Genomic DNA, 16192 nt, shown 5'->3' with positions numbered 1-16192 from the left:
GGGGCGGAGGTCAGTCGTTGTTCTTGCGCAGGGCTTCGGTAAGGATCCGGGCGGCATTGCAGACAACTTCGGCATGCAGCCTGCCCGGCTGGCGGGTGAGCCGCTCAATTGGTCCGGAGATGGAGACGGCGGCAATAACACGACCCGAGGGCCCGCGGACGGGAGCAGAGACCGAGGCCACCCCGGGCTCACGTTCGCCGAGGCTTTGACCCCACCCCCGGCGTCGTACTCCTGCCAGGACGGTGGGCGTAAACCTCGCGGACTGCAGTCCTTCCAGGAGGCGGTCGTGGTCTTCCCACGCCAGCAGCACCTGCGCTGCGGAACCGGCCTTCATGGACAGCTGGGTGCCTACGGGGATCGTGTCCCGCAGGCCGATGGGGCGCTCGGCTGAGGCAACGCACACGCGCCAGTCTCCCTGACGCCTGAAAATCTGCGCACTCTCACCTGTGGCGTCGCGCAGTTGCATCAGGACGGGTCCGGCGGAGGCGATCAGGCGGTCCTCACCGGCTGCTGACGCCAGCTCAACGAGGCGGCTGCCCAGCACGAAGCGGCCCTGGATATCCCGGCTGACCAGGCGGTGGTGCACCAGGGCAAGGGCAAGCCGGTGGACGGTCGGACGCGCCAGTCCGGTGGCAGCCACTAGCTGCGCCAGGGTGGTGGGCCCGGCCTCCAGTGCGTCGAGCACCTGGGCCGCTTTATCGATGACGCCGACGCCGCTAGAATTGTCCATGTAATGATATTGCCGTCTCAATATCTGAGATGCAAATGTTTCGGCTGGCTTATGACGCCGGTCTGCTGGTTCAGTGGAGAGAGACCACCAATACGTAGTGAAGGGAGCTGGCCATGGCTAACACATTGGCCGAGAAAGTCTGGGACGCACATGTGGTGCGCAAAGGCGATGGCGAAGGAGCCAACGCCCAGCCCGACCTTCTCTACATCGATCTTCACCTCGTCCACGAAGTCACCTCCCCCCAGGCCTTCGAAGGCCTCAGGCTGGCCGGGCGGCAACTCCGCCGCCCCGATCTGACCATCGCCACCGAGGATCACAACACCCCCACCCTTGACATCGACAAGCCCATCGCGGACCTCACCAGCCGTACCCAGATCCAGACGCTCCGGAACAACTGCGCCGAATTCGGTGTGCGGCTGCATTCCCTCGGCGATGCCGAGCAGGGCATTGTGCACGTGGTGGGCCCGCAACTGGGGCTCACGCAGCCCGGCATGACCGTGGTGTGCGGTGACTCCCATACCTCCACCCACGGCGCCTTCGGGGCGCTCGCCATGGGAATCGGCACCTCCGAGGTGGAGCACGTGATGGCCACCCAGACGCTGTCCCTGAAGCCTTTTAAGACCATGGCCATCAACGTCGAAGGCACGTTGCGTCCCGGCGTCAGCGCCAAGGACATCATCCTCGCCGTCATCGCCAAGATCGGCACCGGCGGCGGCCAGGGATATGTGCTGGAATACCGGGGTTCGGCCATCCGGGCGCTGTCCATGGAAGCGCGGATGACCATCTGCAACATGTCCATTGAAGCCGGTGCCCGTGCCGGGCTGGTGGCTCCGGACCAGACCACCTACGACTACATGTATGGCCGCCCGCACGCTCCCCAGGGCGCGGACTGGGATGCCGCCGTCGAATACTGGAACACCCTGCGCAGCGACGACGACGCCGTATTCGACGCCGAAGTGAACCTCGACGCCAACACCCTGGAGCCTTTCGTCACCTGGGGTACCAACCCCGGGCAGGGCGTCTCGCTCTCCGCCAAGGTGCCGTCCCCGGAGGACTTCGGAGACGAAAACGCCAAGGCAGCCGCGGAGCGCGCCCTGCAGTACATGGGGCTGGAAGCAGGCACTCCCATGAAGGACATCCGGGTGGACACCGTCTTCCTCGGTTCGTGCACCAACTCCCGCATGGAGGACCTCCGGGCAGCAGCGGACATCATCCGCGGACGGCAAAAGGATCCCAACGTACGGATGCTCGTGGTACCCGGCTCGGCCCGCGTAAGGCTCGAAGCCGAAGCCGAGGGCCTGGACAGGGTGTTCAAGGACTTCGGCGCGGAATGGCGCTTTGCCGGCTGCTCCATGTGCCTCGGCATGAACCCCGACCAGCTCGAGGTGGGGGAGCGCTGCGCGTCCACCTCGAACCGCAACTTTGAGGGCCGCCAGGGCAAGGGCGGCAGGACCCACCTGGTGTCGCCGGTAGTGGCAGCCGCCACCGCTGTCCGCGGCACCCTCAGTTCGCCGTCGGACCTCGATCCTGCCCCTGCGTCCGCCGCCGTCCGCACCGCCGTAGCCTAGGAAGACCCCATGGAAAAGTTCACCAAGCACACCGGCATCGGTGTACCGCTGCGCCAAAGTAACGTCGACACTGACCAGATCATCCCCGCGGTGTACCTCAAGCGCATCACCCGCACCGGCTTTGAGGACGCACTGTTCTCCGCATGGCGCAAAGACCCCTCCTTCATCCTTAACCAGGAGCCGTTCAGTTCCGGTTCGGTCCTGGTGGCCGGACCGGACTTCGGAACGGGTTCATCGCGTGAGCACGCCGTGTGGGCACTGAAGGACTACGGCTTCAAGGCTGTCCTGTCCTCCCGGTTCGCCGACATTTTCCGGGGCAACTCCGGCAAGCAGGGCCTGCTGGCCGCTGAAGTCGCCCAGGATGACATTGAGCTCATCTGGAAAGCGCTGGAGAACGCGCCGGGCACCGAGGTGACGGTAGACCTGGAGTCCAAGACTGTGGTGTGCGGCAACGTCGTGGCCCCGCTGGCAATTGACGACTACACCCGCTGGCGCCTCCTCGAAGGTCTTGACGACATTGGACTGACCCTCAAGCACGAGGAAGACATCACCGTCTACGAGGCAACCCGTCCGTCGTTCAAGCCCGCTACACTGCCTGCCCGGCTGTCCTAGCCCGCTCCCCGAAGGACCTGAGAACCCCCTAGGCCGGACCGGCCCCGGGGTCCTCGGGCGCGTCCTGCTCCGGCGTGGTATTTCGGTTCGGTAACGCAACCTCCTATGCTTGGGTGGAGTCTTTGCAAGGCTTGGGGGCGAAGTAAGCGTAAGGAAACCGGTAAATGAGCAGTAGTGTCCTGACAATAAGTGGCGGAGTTCCCTTGGCCGGGCGCGTCAGCGTCCGTGGGGCCAAGAACCTCGTACCCAAGGCGATGGTGGCGGCGTTGCTTGGCAACGAGCCTTCCGTTTTGCGGAACGTTCCGGAGATCAAGGATGTTGAGGTCGTCACGTCGCTGTTGCAGCTTCACGGCGTCACGGTAGTCAAGGACCCGGTCACCGGCGACCTCACCCTGGACCCCAAGGCCGCGAAGACTGCGCCAAGCGCTGCCATTGACGCGCACGCCGGTGATTCGAGGATTCCGATACTGCTCTGCGGACCCCTGATCCATGCCATTGGCGAGGCCTTCATCCCGGACCTGGGTGGCTGCAAAATCGGTGACCGGCCCATCGATTACCACCTGAACGTGCTGCGGCAGTTCGGCGCCGTCGTGGAAAAGCGGCCGGGCGGCATTCATATTTCCGCACCCAAGGGACTGCACGGTGCCAAGATTTCACTGCCCTACCCGTCCGTTGGCGCCACCGAACAGGTCCTGCTCAGTGCCACCCGTGCTGAGGGAATCACGGAGCTCTCCGGAGCAGCCACTGAGCCGGAGATTATCGACCTCATCGCTGTCCTGCAGAAAATGGGCGCCATTATCAGTGTGCAGACGGACCGGACCATCAGGATCGAAGGCGTCAGGGCCCTGGGAGGCTATAACCACAAGGCGCTCTCGGACCGGAATGAATCGGCGTCGTGGGCTTCTGCCGCGCTGGTTACCCGGGGCGACATCTTCGTTGAGGGTGCCTCCCAGCGGGACATGATGACGTTCCTCAATACCTACCGGAAGGTGGGCGGCGGAATGGACATCGGCGACGACGGTATCCGGTTCTACCACAAGGGCGGCAAGCTCAACCCCCTGGTGCTGGAAACAGATGTTCACCCCGGTTTTATGACTGACTGGCAGCAGCCCCTGGTGGTTGCCCTGACCCAGGCCGATGGCGTGTCGATCGTCCACGAGACGGTGTACGAGAACCGCTTCGGGTTCACCGACGCACTGATCCGCATGGGGGCCAGCATCCAGGTGCACCGGGAATGCCTGGGCAGTGTCCCGTGCCGCTTCGGCCAGCGGAACTTCCTGCACTCAGCCGTCATTTCTGGGCCTACGCACCTCACCGGAACGGACATCAATATTCCAGACCTTCGCGGGGGCTTCAGCCATCTCATCGCCGCCCTCGCGGCAACGGGAACGTCCAGGGTCACCGGCATCGACATCATCAATCGTGGTTACGAACGCTTCACCGAGAAGCTGGCCGGCCTGGGCGCCGACTTCGACATCGCCACTGCAAAGCAGCGGTGACCCGGTGAAGGAATCGGCAAAGAGCGCCGCCACTTTTGTTGTCATCGCCGCTGTAGTGCGTACGGTCCTCAACGCCATGATGAACCGGAAATGGGAGGGCACCGAAAGGCTGCCCGCTGGAGGATTCATCGCGGCTCCCAACCACTGCACCGAGATAGATCCCCTGGTAGTGGGGCACATGCTCTACAACCAGAAGCGTGCGCCGCATTTCCTGGCCAAGGGGTCCCTGTTCAAAGTACCCGTGCTGCGCTGGGTCCTGAAGGCCACCAAACAGATTCCTGTGGAACGCTCGACGGCGGGAGCCAACCGTTCGCTCCAACTGGCGCTGGAGATTGTGGAAGAGGGCGGGGCCATCATCATCTACCCCGAAGGCACGCTTACGCGGGATCCGGCCATGTGGCCGATGAAGGGCCACACCGGCGCTGCGAGGCTTGCCCTTGAAGCAGGTATCCCCGTTGTGCCCATTGCGCACTGGGGTGCGCACGAACTTTTCCCGCGCTATGCAAAGAGCTTCAACCTGTTTCCCCGGAAGACTTCCAGAATCCTGGTCGGCGAGCCGGTGGACCTCAGTGCTTTTTCCGGCCGCCCGCTGGACAAAGCCACACTGAGCGCAGCTACTGACGTCATTATGGATGCCATCACCGCGCTGCTGGCCGAGCTGCGCCAGGAGGAACCGCCGGCTGAGCGATGGGATCCCGCCAAGAACAAGCAGGCAACACACGGCCGCTTCGTTGAACGCGGCGAAGACACACGCTTCCCTGAAGGTACTGCTGATGGAGCAGGCCAGCCGTGAGTGGTGAAGTTGTGAGTGCCGGAATGGCCGCGCGCCTGGCAGTTCCGGCCGCTTCAATCGCAGTCCTGGGGGCCGGGTCGTGGGGAACAACGTTCGCGAAGGTCCTGGCCGATGCGGCCACGGCTTCCGGCAACGATACCGCCATCCGCCTTTGGGGGAGGCGCCCGGAGGTCGTTGACGAAATCAACATCAAGAGGCGCAATACGCAGTACCTCAAGGACGTCGAACTGCCGCCGAGCATCACAGCTTCCATGGACGTGGCGCAGGTGCTGGACGGGGCCGGTCTCGTGGTCCTGGCAGTACCGGCCCAGTCGCTCCGGCTCCAGCTCCGGGAGTGGAAACCGCTGATCGCTGCCGATGCCGTGGTTGTATCCCTCATGAAGGGCCTGGAGCTGACAACGGATGCCCGGATGAGCGAGGTCATCAGCGAAGAACTGGGGATCGACTCCAGGCGGATTGCCGTCGTTTCCGGACCCAACCTGGCCATGGAGATCGCCCGCGAGGAACCCACCGCCTCAGTGGTTGCCAGTGCTGATGCCGGGATCGCCGCCTGGATGGCCAGGGCCTGCACGGCTCCCTATTTCCGCCCGTACACGAGCACCGACGTCGTGGGTGTTGAAATAGGCGGGATCGTGAAGAACGTGATCGCCCTGGCTGTGGGCATCTGCGAGGGCAAGCAGATGGGCGACAACACCAAGGCATCAGTGATTACCCGCGGACTGGCTGAGACCACCAGGCTTGCCCTGGCACTGGGCGGCACGGCCCACACCCTGTCGGGACTCGCCGGCCTGGGGGACCTGGTAGCCACCTGCTCGTCCGCCCTGTCCCGGAACCATACGGCCGGCCGGCTGTTGGGGAAGGGACTCACGCTGGACGAGGTTACGGCTGAAATGAACCAGACAGCCGAGGGCATCAAGTCCAGCCAGGCCGTGCATGAACTCGCGGGCAAGCTTGGAGTCGACATGCCTATTACCGCTGCTGTGGTGGCTGTGCTGGCCGGAAAAGTGTCCGTAGACCAACTCGGGCAACTGCTGCTGGCCCGGGAACTGAAATCCGAAGGCGATTACTGACAATGACCTCGAACCAGATACAGGACCCCAGCGGCGGAACGGCCGCCAAGCCGCGCGTGGCAATACTCTTTGGCGGCCGCTCCAGCGAGCACGCCGTCAGTTGTGTCACAGCTGCGGGAGTACTGGGTGCCATCAACCGGGACAAGTACGAGGTCATTCCCATCGGGATTGCCAAGTCGGGGCAGTGGGTCCTCGCATCCGGGGACCTCAGCGGGTGGTCATTGGCCGGTTCTACGCTGCCTGAGGTTCCGGCCTCGTCCCAGACGGTGACGCTGGCCGAAATCGGCGGTGCCCAGCAGTTGATCGTTGCTGCCCCCAATGAAATTCCCCAGGAACTCGGCACCGTTGACGTCGTCTTTCCGTTGCTGCATGGGCCGTTCGGCGAGGACGGAACGATCCAGGGACTGTTGGAGCTTTCGGATACGCGTTACGTCGGCGCAGGAGTCCTGGCATCCGCAGTGGGCATGGACAAGCACTACATGAAGGTGGTGTTCGAGGCGGCAGGCCTTCGGGTGGGACCCTACGAAGTGGTGACAGACCGGCAGTGGACAACCGGGCCAGAGGACGTCCGTAAGCGTGTTGACCGGCTGGGGTACCCTGTTTTCGTCAAGCCCGCCCGGGCCGGATCGTCCATGGGCATCTCCAAGGTCGACTCGCTGGACGGGCTGGACGCTGCCATCGAGGAGGCCCGCCGGCACGATCCCAAGCTGGTGATTGAAGCCGGAATCACCGGGCGTGAAATCGAATGTGCCGTGTTGGAGGGCCGTGGCAACAGCGGTCCGCGGACATCGCTGCCGGGCGAAATCGCAGTAGCCGGTGAAGGCCACGAATTTTACGACTTCAACGCCAAGTATGTGGACGACGCCGCTGCACTGAGTTGCCCGGCGGATATTCCGGAGGACGCCATTGCCCGGGTGCGGGAACTTGCTGCGACAGCTTTTGACGCCGTCGGCGCCGAGGGACTCAGCCGAGTCGATTTCTTCTACACGCCGGAGGGGGAACTGATCATCAACGAAATCAACACGATGCCCGGATTCACTCCCAAGAGCATGTACCCGCAGATGTGGGCCGCCTCCGGGCTGGAGTACGCCGATCTCATTGACGAACTGATCCACCTCGCGCTGTCCCGAAAGACCGGGCTGCGCTAGTCCGGTTGTTCCGGTGGCTGCCTGGATTGGTGGTTAAGTCTGTTGAAACTACTGACTGGCCGGCACGTCCTGGAGCTCCTCCTGGCCCACACAATTCCTCGTGGCGGGGATTTTCGCGGCCGCGCCGGAAAGGTCTGCAAGCACTGTAGCGGAGCTGATGGAGTTCGGATCGAACAGGATCTCGGTGGCAGGTTCCCGGCCGTAGGTGGTGAGGGTCCAGGCAGGATCGCCCTCCTTGATGACCCAATCGACGTCGTTCACGGTGACGCAGCGGTCCGTGGTGGGCCCGGGGACGTTCACCCCGCAGCGAAGGATCACCTGCGAGGGATCGCCCCACGCCGCCGTCGCCTGGCTGTTGGTCTTGCGTAGTCCGGCGTCGCCGATGGAGTCCGGGAGGGCAACCATCATGGGCGCGCAGGCGGGGTTGGCTGCATCCTGGGCGGCGGTGACGTCCACCACTGGGGAGCAGCCGCTGAGGGCCAGGAGGGCGATTGCGGCGGAGGCCACAAGTGCACAACGGGCAGAGATCAGCGAGGCACGGAAAGGCGTGGAGGGCATGGACCCAGCCTATCCCGGTCAGCGCATTGTCGGCCCCGCGCGGTAGCGTAGTTCCGTGCCCCACAACGCCCTTACCGTCGCCAGCCTTTCCGAATCACAGCTCCTGGCCCGGATCTTTCCACGCCTTGAACTGGACTCCGGCCACCAGTCGGCGACACTCCTCGGCCCTGGCGATGATGCCGCGATTGTCGCTGCGCCCGATGGCCGCTCCATCATCAGCATCGATACCCAGGTACAGGACCAGGATTTCCGTCTTCTCTGGCCCAATGGTTACGCCACCACAGGGGCAGATGTCGGCTGGAAGGCCGCGGCGCAGAACCTCAGCGATATCAACGCGATGGGCGGCACCGCCGTTTCCCTCGTGGTGAGCCTTACGCTGCCGCCGGATGTCGCCGTCTCCTGGGTGGAGGATTTCGCGGACGGCCTGGTCCACGCCATCCGTGAACTGGGCGCCTCGCGCTGCTCGGTGGCCGGTGGAGACCTGGGCCGCGGGCGGGAGATTTCCGTGACGGTCGCGGTTCTTGGAACGCTCGACGGCGGCACTCCGGTTCTCCGCCCGGGCGCCCGTCCAGGGGACGTTGTAGCCCTCGCGGGGGCGGTTGGGAAGGCGGCCGCAGGATTGGCACTCCTGGAGTCGAACGCGGCAATCAGCACCATGACGCGGGACCAGTTGGAGTTGATCAGGAGCCAGTGCCGACCCGTTCCACCCCTGGCTGCAGGCCCGGCGGCGAGGGATGCCGGGGCCACTGCAATGTTGGACATCTCAGACGGCCTGGTGCGGGACGGCAGCCGGCTGGCAGCCGCCGGCAACGTGGTCCTGGACCTCGATCCTGCGGCGCTCCGGCCCCACGCAGGCGCGTTACGCCCGGCCGCGGACCTCCTCCATGCCGATCCCATGGCCTGGGTACTGGGCGGGGGAGAGGACCACGGATTGCTGGCCACATTCCCGCCGGATATACAGCTACCTCCCGGATTCACTGCGATAGGCTCAGTACAGGCGCTTGCTGCCCAACTTCCAGAAGGACAAGACAGCACACGCGTCACCATTGCGGGGCAACCCGCTGACTCCGTGGGATGGGATCACTTTGCACACTAAGATTGCCGCCAACGCGCAAGCGATGAAGCGGTGGTTGAGCAAGGCCGAAACAGCCCTGGGAAACCACAGTGACCGCCTCAATGCCATCAATATCTTCCCGGTGGCTGATGGCGATACCGGCACCAACCTCTACCTCACGGTAAGGGCGGCATCTGAATCGCTGGTTGACCTTGATCCGGCAACAACTGATGTCGGCGCCGTCCTCGCCGTTGCGGGGCAAGCGGCCATGGAGCAGGCCCGCGGCAACTCCGGGACCCTGTTCGCAGTCTTCCTCTGTGCAGCAGCCGAGCCGCTGTCCGGGCGCGGCCGGCTCAGCTCCGGACTGCTGGCCGCTGCGCTGCACCGGGCCCAGATCCGGGCCTGGTCCGCCCTCAGCGATCCCGTCCCCGGCACCATGTTGTCCGTGATGGAGGCGGCCGCCGGAGCTGCGGCAGCAGTGGACGATGAACATCCTGGCGATGACAGCAACCACGCACTGGGACTCGCCCTCGATGCCGCAGTTGAAGGCGCGCTTACGGCCGTGATCAGGACCGAGCAGCAGCTCGACACCCTGCACGCCGCGCAGGTGGTTGACTCCGGCGGCGTCGGAATGCTGTTGATCCTTGACTGCCTGCGCTCGGCAGTACTGGGCGAGGAACTGCAGAGCGAACTGTTGGATGGCCTCCACGGCTACGACGTTCAGGATCCACACATCCACGAGGACATGCCGGCGGACGACGGTGTAGAGGTGATGTGCACTATTACCCTCTCACCCCTGGACGCCGCAACACTTCGACAGCGGCTGGATGAGATCGGTGATTCGGTGATCATGAGCCGGGTGGGGGGAACGTCAGAGGATGAATCCGCCTACCGTTGGCGCGTTCACGTCCACGTTCCCCGGGCCGACGCCGCCGTAGCCATCATCAGGTCCCTTGGAGTGCCCAGCCACATCTCCATCAGTGACCTTGCAGCGCCCAGGCTCCAGGAAACAGCGGACTCCGGCGGGCATGAACGCTGAGCTCGATCTGGCCCTGGAACGCAAAATAGGGAAGCGTTCAGCCGGCGTCATAGAGAAGCACCTGGGCATCAGCACGGTGGGCGGATTGTTGAATTACTTTCCGCGGCGCTACCTGGACCGTGGCGAACTGACCCTGATCAGCGAGATTCCGCACGATGAGGAGGTGACGCTGATCGCCCGCGTCGTCTCCAACAGCACCCGGTCAATGCGTGAACGTCGCGGCAGCATTACGGACGTCGTTATTTCCGATGACACGGGACAAAGCCTGCGGACGGTGGGCGGCACGGATTTTCGCGGCACCGTACCCGGCACGCTCAAGGTCAGCTTCTTCAACGGATTCCGGGCAAAATCTGAGCTGCAGCCAGGCCGCCGGGCCTTGTTTTCCGGCAAGGTCAGCAGCTTTAAGGGGAGCCTTGGCCTTACCAATCCGGACTTTCAGCTGTTGGACGAGGACCCTGATGTTCCCGGGGTCGATCCCGAAACACTGGCCGCCAGGCCCATCCCCATTTACCCGGCTACCGCCAAGCTGACCAGCTGGTCCATCCAAAAGGTCGTTGAAACCCTGCTGGAAACCATGGATCTGGACGCCGTGCCGGACCCCTTGCCGGCTGCCATTACCAAACGGGAGAAGTTCCTTCCGGTGGCTGAGGCCTACCGCCAGATCCACGTTCCGGCCACGGCCGCTGACTGGCAACGGGCACGCGAGCGCTTCCGGTACCAGGAGGCTTTGGTGCTGCAGGCTGCGCTGGCCCGGCGTCGGGCGCAGCTTGCTGCCGAAGAGGCCACGGCCAGGCGTCCGGAGCCTCATGGCCTGCTGACCGCCTTCGACCAGCAGTTGCCCTTCACGCTCACGGCAGGGCAGACCGCCGTCGGAAAGACACTCACGGAAGAACTGTCCCGTGATTCCCCCATGAACCGGTTGCTCCAGGGCGAGGTGGGTTCGGGCAAGACCATCGTCGCCCTTCGGGCCATGCTGCAGGTGGTGGACGCCGGCGGCCAGGCCGCGCTGCTGGCTCCCACCGAGGTCCTGGCGGCCCAGCACTTCGAATCGATCCGGCGCACCTTGGGCCCGCTGGCCAGGGACGGGCTGCTGGGAGGGCTGGGCGCTGAAAGCGTACAAGTGAGCCTGTTAACCGGCTCCATGAGCACTGCAGCGCGCAAGCAGGCACTGCTGGATGCTGCGTCGGGGACTGCCGGCATCCTGATCGGCACGCATGCCCTGCTCAGCGAGAATGTGCGATTTTATGATCTGGGCCTGATTGTAGTGGACGAGCAGCACCGTTTCGGTGTGGAGCAGCGCGATGCCCTGCGCGCAAAGGCGAACAAGCCTCCGCATCTGCTGGTCATGACGGCCACCCCCATTCCCCGGACAGTGGCCATGACCGTTTTCGGCGACCTCGAAACGTCGGTGCTGGATGAACTGCCGGCCGGCCGCGCCCCCATCACCACCCATCTGGTGGGGCTCGCGGAACATCCGGCCTGGGCAGACCGGATCTGGAGCCGCGCCCGGGAAGAAATCGATCGCGGCCACCAGGTCTATGTGGTCTGCCCCAAAATCGGAACGGACGACGACGGCGACTTCAGCCCGGGCGAAGCGGAACCAACAGCTGCGGACACCGAAGCCGCAGGCAGGGAGCTTGCGTCCGTCACCGGAGTAGTTGAATACCTGGAGCAGGAGCCCGCGCTGGCCGGCACCAGCATCGCCGCGCTCCACGGAAAGCAGGATCCTGCGCTCAAATCCGCCACCATGGCAGGCTTCGCCGCCAATACCACCCACCTGCTGGTTTCCACCACTGTCATCGAGGTGGGTGTGGATGTCCACAACGCCACCATGATGGTCATCCTGGATGCCGACCGCTTTGGCATCTCCCAGCTGCACCAGCTTCGCGGCCGGGTGGGCCGCGGGGGCCTGCCCGGGACTTGCCTGCTGGTCACGAACCTGGAACCCGGCCATCCCAGCCGGCGCCGGCTGGATGCCGTTGCCGCCACCACCGATGGTTTTGCGCTGTCGCAGGAGGACCTGAAGCTGCGGCGCGAAGGCGATATCCTCGGCGCTTCCCAGTCCGGCGGCCGGTCCACCCTGAAGCTGCTTCGTGTGCTGGAACACGAGGACTTGATCGCCCAGGCAAGGCAGGACGCCCAGCAACTGGTCGGTAAGGATCCGGCGCTCGCCGGGCAGCCGGCACTGGCGGATGCCATTGACGAATACCTGAACCCGGAGAAAGAGGCCTTCCTTGAACGCGGTTAGCAGGCGGCCATGAGCCGTATCATTGCCGGTGCCGCCGGCGGAACACCGTTGAACAGCGTGCCGGGATCACTGACACGTCCCACCACAGACCGCGTCAAGGAAGCGCTCTTCTCGCGCCTGGACGCCTTTGATGTGGTTGCCGATGCCCGGGTCCTGGATCTATATGCGGGCTCCGGTTCGCTGGGTGTGGAGAGCGGCAGCCGGGGCGCCAAGTTTGTGGATCTGGTGGAATTCAATGAGAAAGCCAGCGCCGTTTGCCAGCGCAACGCGGACCTGGTGAACGGCGTTCTGGGCCGAAAAGTTGTTACAGTCCACCGCTCCCGGGTGGAGTCCTTCCTCGAGCGCGCCAGTGCGGAAACGCTCTGGAACCTCGTGTTCCTGGATCCGCCGTATTCCTTGGACGAGCCCGGCCTGGCTACGGTCCTGGCCCTGCTGCAGCCATTTTTGGCTGAAGGGGCCGTGGTGGTGGTGGAGCGTTCCAAACGCACCCCGGAGCCTACCTGGCCCGATGGCATGGAGCGGTTTGCCGAGCGGAAGTACGGCGAGACCCGGCTCTGGTTCGCAGAGCCTGTTCCGGCCGATGCTGCTGAGCTGCCCGAAGGACTTGAGTCGTCGGACGGTACACGGTCCCCGGAAGGCACAGGGCTCTAGTCAGCCGGCCAGCACGTCCAGTTCCACGCCGGTGAGTACCCTGGCGGGGTGCGGCCCGCGGGCAAGGAGTTCAGCGCTCCATTCCTTCGGCCAGGGAAACTGTGTTCCTGCCAGGATGATGTTGCCCGGGTAGCGTCCGGTGAACATGCCAGCTTCGGCAAAGGCCGCCACGTCGGTCAGGACGGAGCGCATCGCAGCCACCTGGCTGCGCACCAGGGTGAGGCCGGGTTCATCACCCACGTTGATGACCAGGACGCCCCGGGGTGCCAGCCGTCCTGCGGCCTCACGGTAGAAGTCCGCACTGGCAATGTGGGCCGGGGCCTCAGGCCCGGAGAAAATATCCAGGATCACGACGTCGAAGCGGAGTGCGGGATCAAGCTGCTCCAGTGCTTCCCGGGCATCGCCGATCCAGGTTTCCAGCTGCGTTCCCGCGGGCAACGGAAGATGCTGCAGCACAAAGTCCAACAGCTCGCGGGCATAGTCGACGGCGTGCTGCCGCGACCCCGGCCGAACGGCCTGGATGTAGCGGGCAAGGGTCAGCGCTCCTGCCCCGAGGTGCAAGGCGCGGATCGGCTCGCCGGCTGGAGCGCAGAGGTCAACCACATGGGCGATCCGGCGCAGGTATTCGTAAAACACCTCGTCGGGGTGCTCGAGGTTTACGTGCGATTGTTCCGCGCCGCCAATGCTCAGCACGTAGGCGCCTTCGGTGAACTGATCCGGCTCAATGGACGCGTGGGATCCGATGGAGCGAAGGTATCTGCCCGGTGCTGCGCCTGCTCCTGCCATCAGAGCCTGCTGCCCAGTGTGGCCAGCCGGGCGGAGGCTTCTTCCAGCAGTTCAACCTTCTTGCAGAACGCGAAGCGAAGCAGGCTGCGGACGCGTCGGGCACCCTCAGGATGGCAGAAGACCGGAACGGGAATCGCGGCGACGCCCACCAGTCCGGGAAGCCTGCGGGCCAGGTCCACCGAATCCGTGATCCCCAGAGGTGCCGTGTCCACGTTGACGAAGTAGGTGCCCTTCGGGGTGAAAACATCAAAGCCCGCGGCGCGCAGGCCCTCGCTGAGGATGTCACGCTTATGCTGCAGGGCACCTGCCGCTCCGGCATAAAACTCGTCGGGAAGTGCCAGCCCGGCGGCCACGGCGCCTTGGAAAGGGGTGCCTGAACTGTAGCTGAGGAACTGCTTGACGGTGCGTACTGCGGCCACGAGGTGTTCCGGCCCGCTCAACCAGCCGATTTTCCAGCCGGTAAAAGAGAAGGTCTTGCCCGCCGAGGAAATGGTGATGGTGCGCTCCGCGGCACCGGGCAGGGTTGCCACAGGAATGTGCCGGACGCCGAAGGTCAGGTGTTCATACACTTCGTCGCAGATGATCAGCACATCGTGTTTGACTGCCAGGTCCACGATGCCCTGCAGGAGTTCTGCCGGGAATACTGCCCCGGTGGGATTGTGCGGATTGTTCAGCAGGATGGCGCGTGTCCTGGTGCTGAACGCTGCCTCCAGCGATGTCAGGTCCGGAAGGAAATCCGGTGCCGACAGGGGAGCGGTGACATGCGTTGCACCAGCCAGTGAAATGATGGCCCCGTAGGCGTCGTAGAAGGGCTCGAAGGTCAGGACCTCATCGCCGGGCTGCACAAAGGCCAGCAGTGAGGCCGCCAATGCCTCCGTGGCGCCGGTGGTGATGACCACCTCGGTTTCCGGGTCCATTTGCAGCCCATAGAAGCGGTCCTGGTGCAGGGCCACCGCCTCGCGCAGGGCCGGGATGCCTTTGCCGGGCGCATACTGGTTGGCGCCTGCCGCAATGGCCTCCCGGGCGGCGTCTTTCATGCTTTGCGGGCCGTCCTCATCGGGAAAGCCCTGACCAAGGTTGATTGCCCCGGTGGTGGTAGCCAGGGTAGTCATCTCTTCGAAGATGGTGACGCCCAGGCCGCCGTCAGTGGAGAGGAGGTTGGCGCCGTAGGCCGTGCGCTGCCACGGCGCGGCAAGAGACGGGGGATTGGCGGGTGGCTGCATTCAGCCATGGTATCCCGTACCTATGGGCCCACGACTGTGGCATGCGGTAGGTTCAGACCATGCGACGCGCAGTGTGCCCCGGCTCTTTCGACCCCATCCACAATGGCCACCTTGAGGTCATCGCCCGGGCTTCGGGTTTGTTTGACGAAGTCATCGTGGCCGTGTCCACAAACTATGCAAAGAAGTACCGCTTCAGCCTTGATGAGCGGATCGGGATGGCCCGCGAGACGCTGGCTTCCTTGCGCGGCATCATCGTCGAACCCGTGGGTGAAGGGCTGCTGGCGGAGTACTGCAAACATCGCGGCGCCTCCGCCATCGTCAAGGGCCTGCGGTCATCATCGGACTTCGACTACGAGCTGCCCATGGCCACCATGAACCGGCAACTGACCGGTGTGGAGACCGTATTCCTGCCGGCGGAGTCCCACTACCTCCACTTGTCTTCCACACTCATCAAGGAAGTGGCGGATCTGGGCGGGGAGGTGTCGGGGTTTGTGCCACGATCTGTACTTAAGCGCCTGCTCGCCGGTGGGACGTCCGGCGGGCCATCGGGTGGAACTGCCACCCCGGTTTGAGTCCGCTCGGAAAATCAGGCTAAGATAATACGTCGGTCATATGTTCAACAGGAGTTCTCATTAAAAGAGATGCTAGTTCGCGCTTGGTGTTTGACGTCAAGGATCTTGGGCGCAGCCCGGGAAGTATGCGAACACTGAACGAGCATGTACCCGCACCGAGTGATCTTGGTGTGGCGCTGATCGGTGTTCAGGAAGGCTCGGATGTCGGGCTGGACCTGAGGCTGGAGGCCGTACACGAAGGAATTTTGGTATCAGGTACCGCGGACGTCGAAGTTTCCGGCGAATGCGGCCGATGCCTGGATCCCCTTGCGTATGAACTCCAGGTCAATGTGCAGGAACTTTTCTTCTACGAAGGCATGCTGCCGTCGGACGAAGAAGACGATGAAGAGCAACGTCGAGTTGAGCACGATCTGATCGATCTTGAACCGGTGTTGCGGGACGCTGTAGTAACTACGCTGCCGTTCCAGCCGGTGTGCCGGGAAGACTGCCAGGGCCTTTGCTCCGAATGTGGAGCACGCCTGGAAGACGAGCCGGGGCACCACCACGAGGTCCTGGATCCTCGCTGGGCTGCCCTAGCCGATATGGCTAAGCCTGACCGGCAAAATTGATGTGTAAGTGTTTGTCTAGAGAGAAATGAGTTA

At 64.1% G+C, this 16192-nt stretch carries 16 protein-coding genes; 12 read left to right on the top strand and 4 right to left on the bottom strand.

What is annotated here, in order from left to right:
* Positions 1-10 precede the first annotated feature (10 nt).
* Positions 11-730, bottom strand: a complete 720-nt coding sequence (locus AC50X5_RS01585; protein WP_463934024.1) for an IclR family transcriptional regulator — start codon at positions 728-730, stop codon at positions 11-13.
* Between the two features lie 113 nt (positions 731-843).
* Between AC50X5_RS01585 and leuC the strand changes: the two genes are divergently transcribed.
* The 6 genes from leuC to AC50X5_RS01555 all read left to right on the top strand — a co-directional run bounded on the left by leuC (position 844) and on the right by AC50X5_RS01555 (position 7420).
* Positions 844-2298 (top strand): 3-isopropylmalate dehydratase large subunit, encoded by a 1455-nt coding sequence (gene leuC, locus AC50X5_RS01580; protein ID WP_494974427.1) that lies wholly within the window; start codon positions 844-846, stop codon positions 2296-2298.
* A 9-nt stretch (positions 2299-2307) separates the two neighbouring features.
* On the top strand, positions 2308-2910 hold the full coding sequence (leuD, locus tag AC50X5_RS01575; RefSeq protein ID WP_494974426.1) for a 3-isopropylmalate dehydratase small subunit: 603 nt from the start codon (positions 2308-2310) through the stop codon (positions 2908-2910).
* A gap of 164 nt (positions 2911-3074) precedes the next feature.
* A complete protein-coding gene (murA, locus tag AC50X5_RS01570) occupies positions 3075-4409 on the top strand; it encodes a UDP-N-acetylglucosamine 1-carboxyvinyltransferase (RefSeq protein WP_494974425.1) in 1335 nt (444 codons plus the stop codon).
* Between the two features lie 4 nt (positions 4410-4413).
* Positions 4414-5202 (top strand): lysophospholipid acyltransferase family protein, encoded by a 789-nt coding sequence (locus AC50X5_RS01565; RefSeq protein ID WP_494974424.1) that lies wholly within the window; start codon positions 4414-4416, stop codon positions 5200-5202.
* Positions 5203-5225: 23 nt separating this feature from the next.
* Positions 5226-6272, top strand: coding sequence for an NAD(P)H-dependent glycerol-3-phosphate dehydrogenase (locus AC50X5_RS01560; protein ID WP_494975199.1), 1047 nt, complete (start codon positions 5226-5228; stop codon positions 6270-6272).
* 2 nt (positions 6273-6274) lie between these two features.
* Complete coding sequence (locus tag AC50X5_RS01555; RefSeq protein ID WP_494974423.1) at positions 6275-7420, top strand: D-alanine--D-alanine ligase family protein; 1146 nt, start codon at positions 6275-6277, stop codon at positions 7418-7420.
* Between the two features lie 48 nt (positions 7421-7468).
* On the opposite strand, the gene AC50X5_RS01550 is transcribed toward AC50X5_RS01555, so the two are convergent.
* Complete coding sequence (locus tag AC50X5_RS01550; protein ID WP_494974422.1) at positions 7469-7978, bottom strand: DUF3515 domain-containing protein; 510 nt, start codon at positions 7976-7978, stop codon at positions 7469-7471.
* A 55-nt stretch (positions 7979-8033) separates the two neighbouring features.
* Here AC50X5_RS01550 and thiL point away from each other — a divergent pair, with 55 nt between their 5' ends.
* Genes thiL through rsmD form a run of 4 tightly spaced genes read left to right on the top strand, consistent with a single transcriptional unit; the run spans position 8034 to position 12970 of the window.
* Positions 8034-9074: a thiamine-phosphate kinase gene (gene thiL / locus AC50X5_RS01545; protein WP_494974421.1), complete on the top strand. Its 1041-nt coding sequence runs from the start codon at positions 8034-8036 to the stop codon at positions 9072-9074.
* Positions 9075-9096: 22 nt separating this feature from the next.
* Complete coding sequence (locus AC50X5_RS01540; protein ID WP_494975198.1) at positions 9097-10071, top strand: DAK2 domain-containing protein; 975 nt, start codon at positions 9097-9099, stop codon at positions 10069-10071.
* Entirely contained in the window at positions 10061-12319 is a 2259-nt protein-coding gene (locus tag AC50X5_RS01535; protein WP_494974420.1) for an ATP-dependent DNA helicase RecG, read from the top strand. Before AC50X5_RS01540 ends, AC50X5_RS01535 begins: the two co-directional genes overlap by 11 nt.
* A 9-nt stretch (positions 12320-12328) precedes the next feature.
* Positions 12329-12970 carry a 16S rRNA (guanine(966)-N(2))-methyltransferase RsmD gene (gene rsmD, locus AC50X5_RS01530; protein ID WP_494974419.1) on the top strand — a complete coding sequence of 214 codons (642 nt, stop codon included), beginning with the start codon at positions 12329-12331 and terminating at the stop codon, positions 12968-12970.
* On the opposite strand, the gene AC50X5_RS01525 is transcribed toward rsmD, so the two are convergent.
* Positions 12971-13756: a spermidine synthase gene (locus AC50X5_RS01525; RefSeq protein WP_494974418.1), complete on the bottom strand. Its 786-nt coding sequence runs from the start codon at positions 13754-13756 to the stop codon at positions 12971-12973.
* Complete coding sequence (locus AC50X5_RS01520) at positions 13756-14979, bottom strand: aminotransferase class I/II-fold pyridoxal phosphate-dependent enzyme (RefSeq protein ID WP_494974417.1); 1224 nt, start codon at positions 14977-14979, stop codon at positions 13756-13758. The genes AC50X5_RS01525 and AC50X5_RS01520 overlap by 1 nt, the downstream gene beginning before the upstream one ends.
* Before the next feature lie 59 nt (positions 14980-15038).
* On the opposite strand from AC50X5_RS01520, the gene coaD reads away from it, so the two are divergent.
* Together coaD and AC50X5_RS01510 are read left to right on the top strand one after the other, a co-directional pair.
* A complete protein-coding gene (gene coaD, locus AC50X5_RS01515) occupies positions 15039-15551 on the top strand; it encodes a pantetheine-phosphate adenylyltransferase (RefSeq protein ID WP_494974416.1) in 513 nt (170 codons plus the stop codon).
* A gap of 83 nt (positions 15552-15634) precedes the next feature.
* Entirely contained in the window at positions 15635-16159 is a 525-nt protein-coding gene (locus tag AC50X5_RS01510) for a YceD family protein (protein ID WP_494974415.1), read from the top strand.
* Positions 16160-16192: the final 33 nt, after the last annotated feature.

The sequence above is a fragment of the Pseudarthrobacter sp. MDT1-40-2 genome, from assembly GCF_059383595.1.
This window is presented reverse-complemented; position numbering and strand designations above follow the sequence as displayed.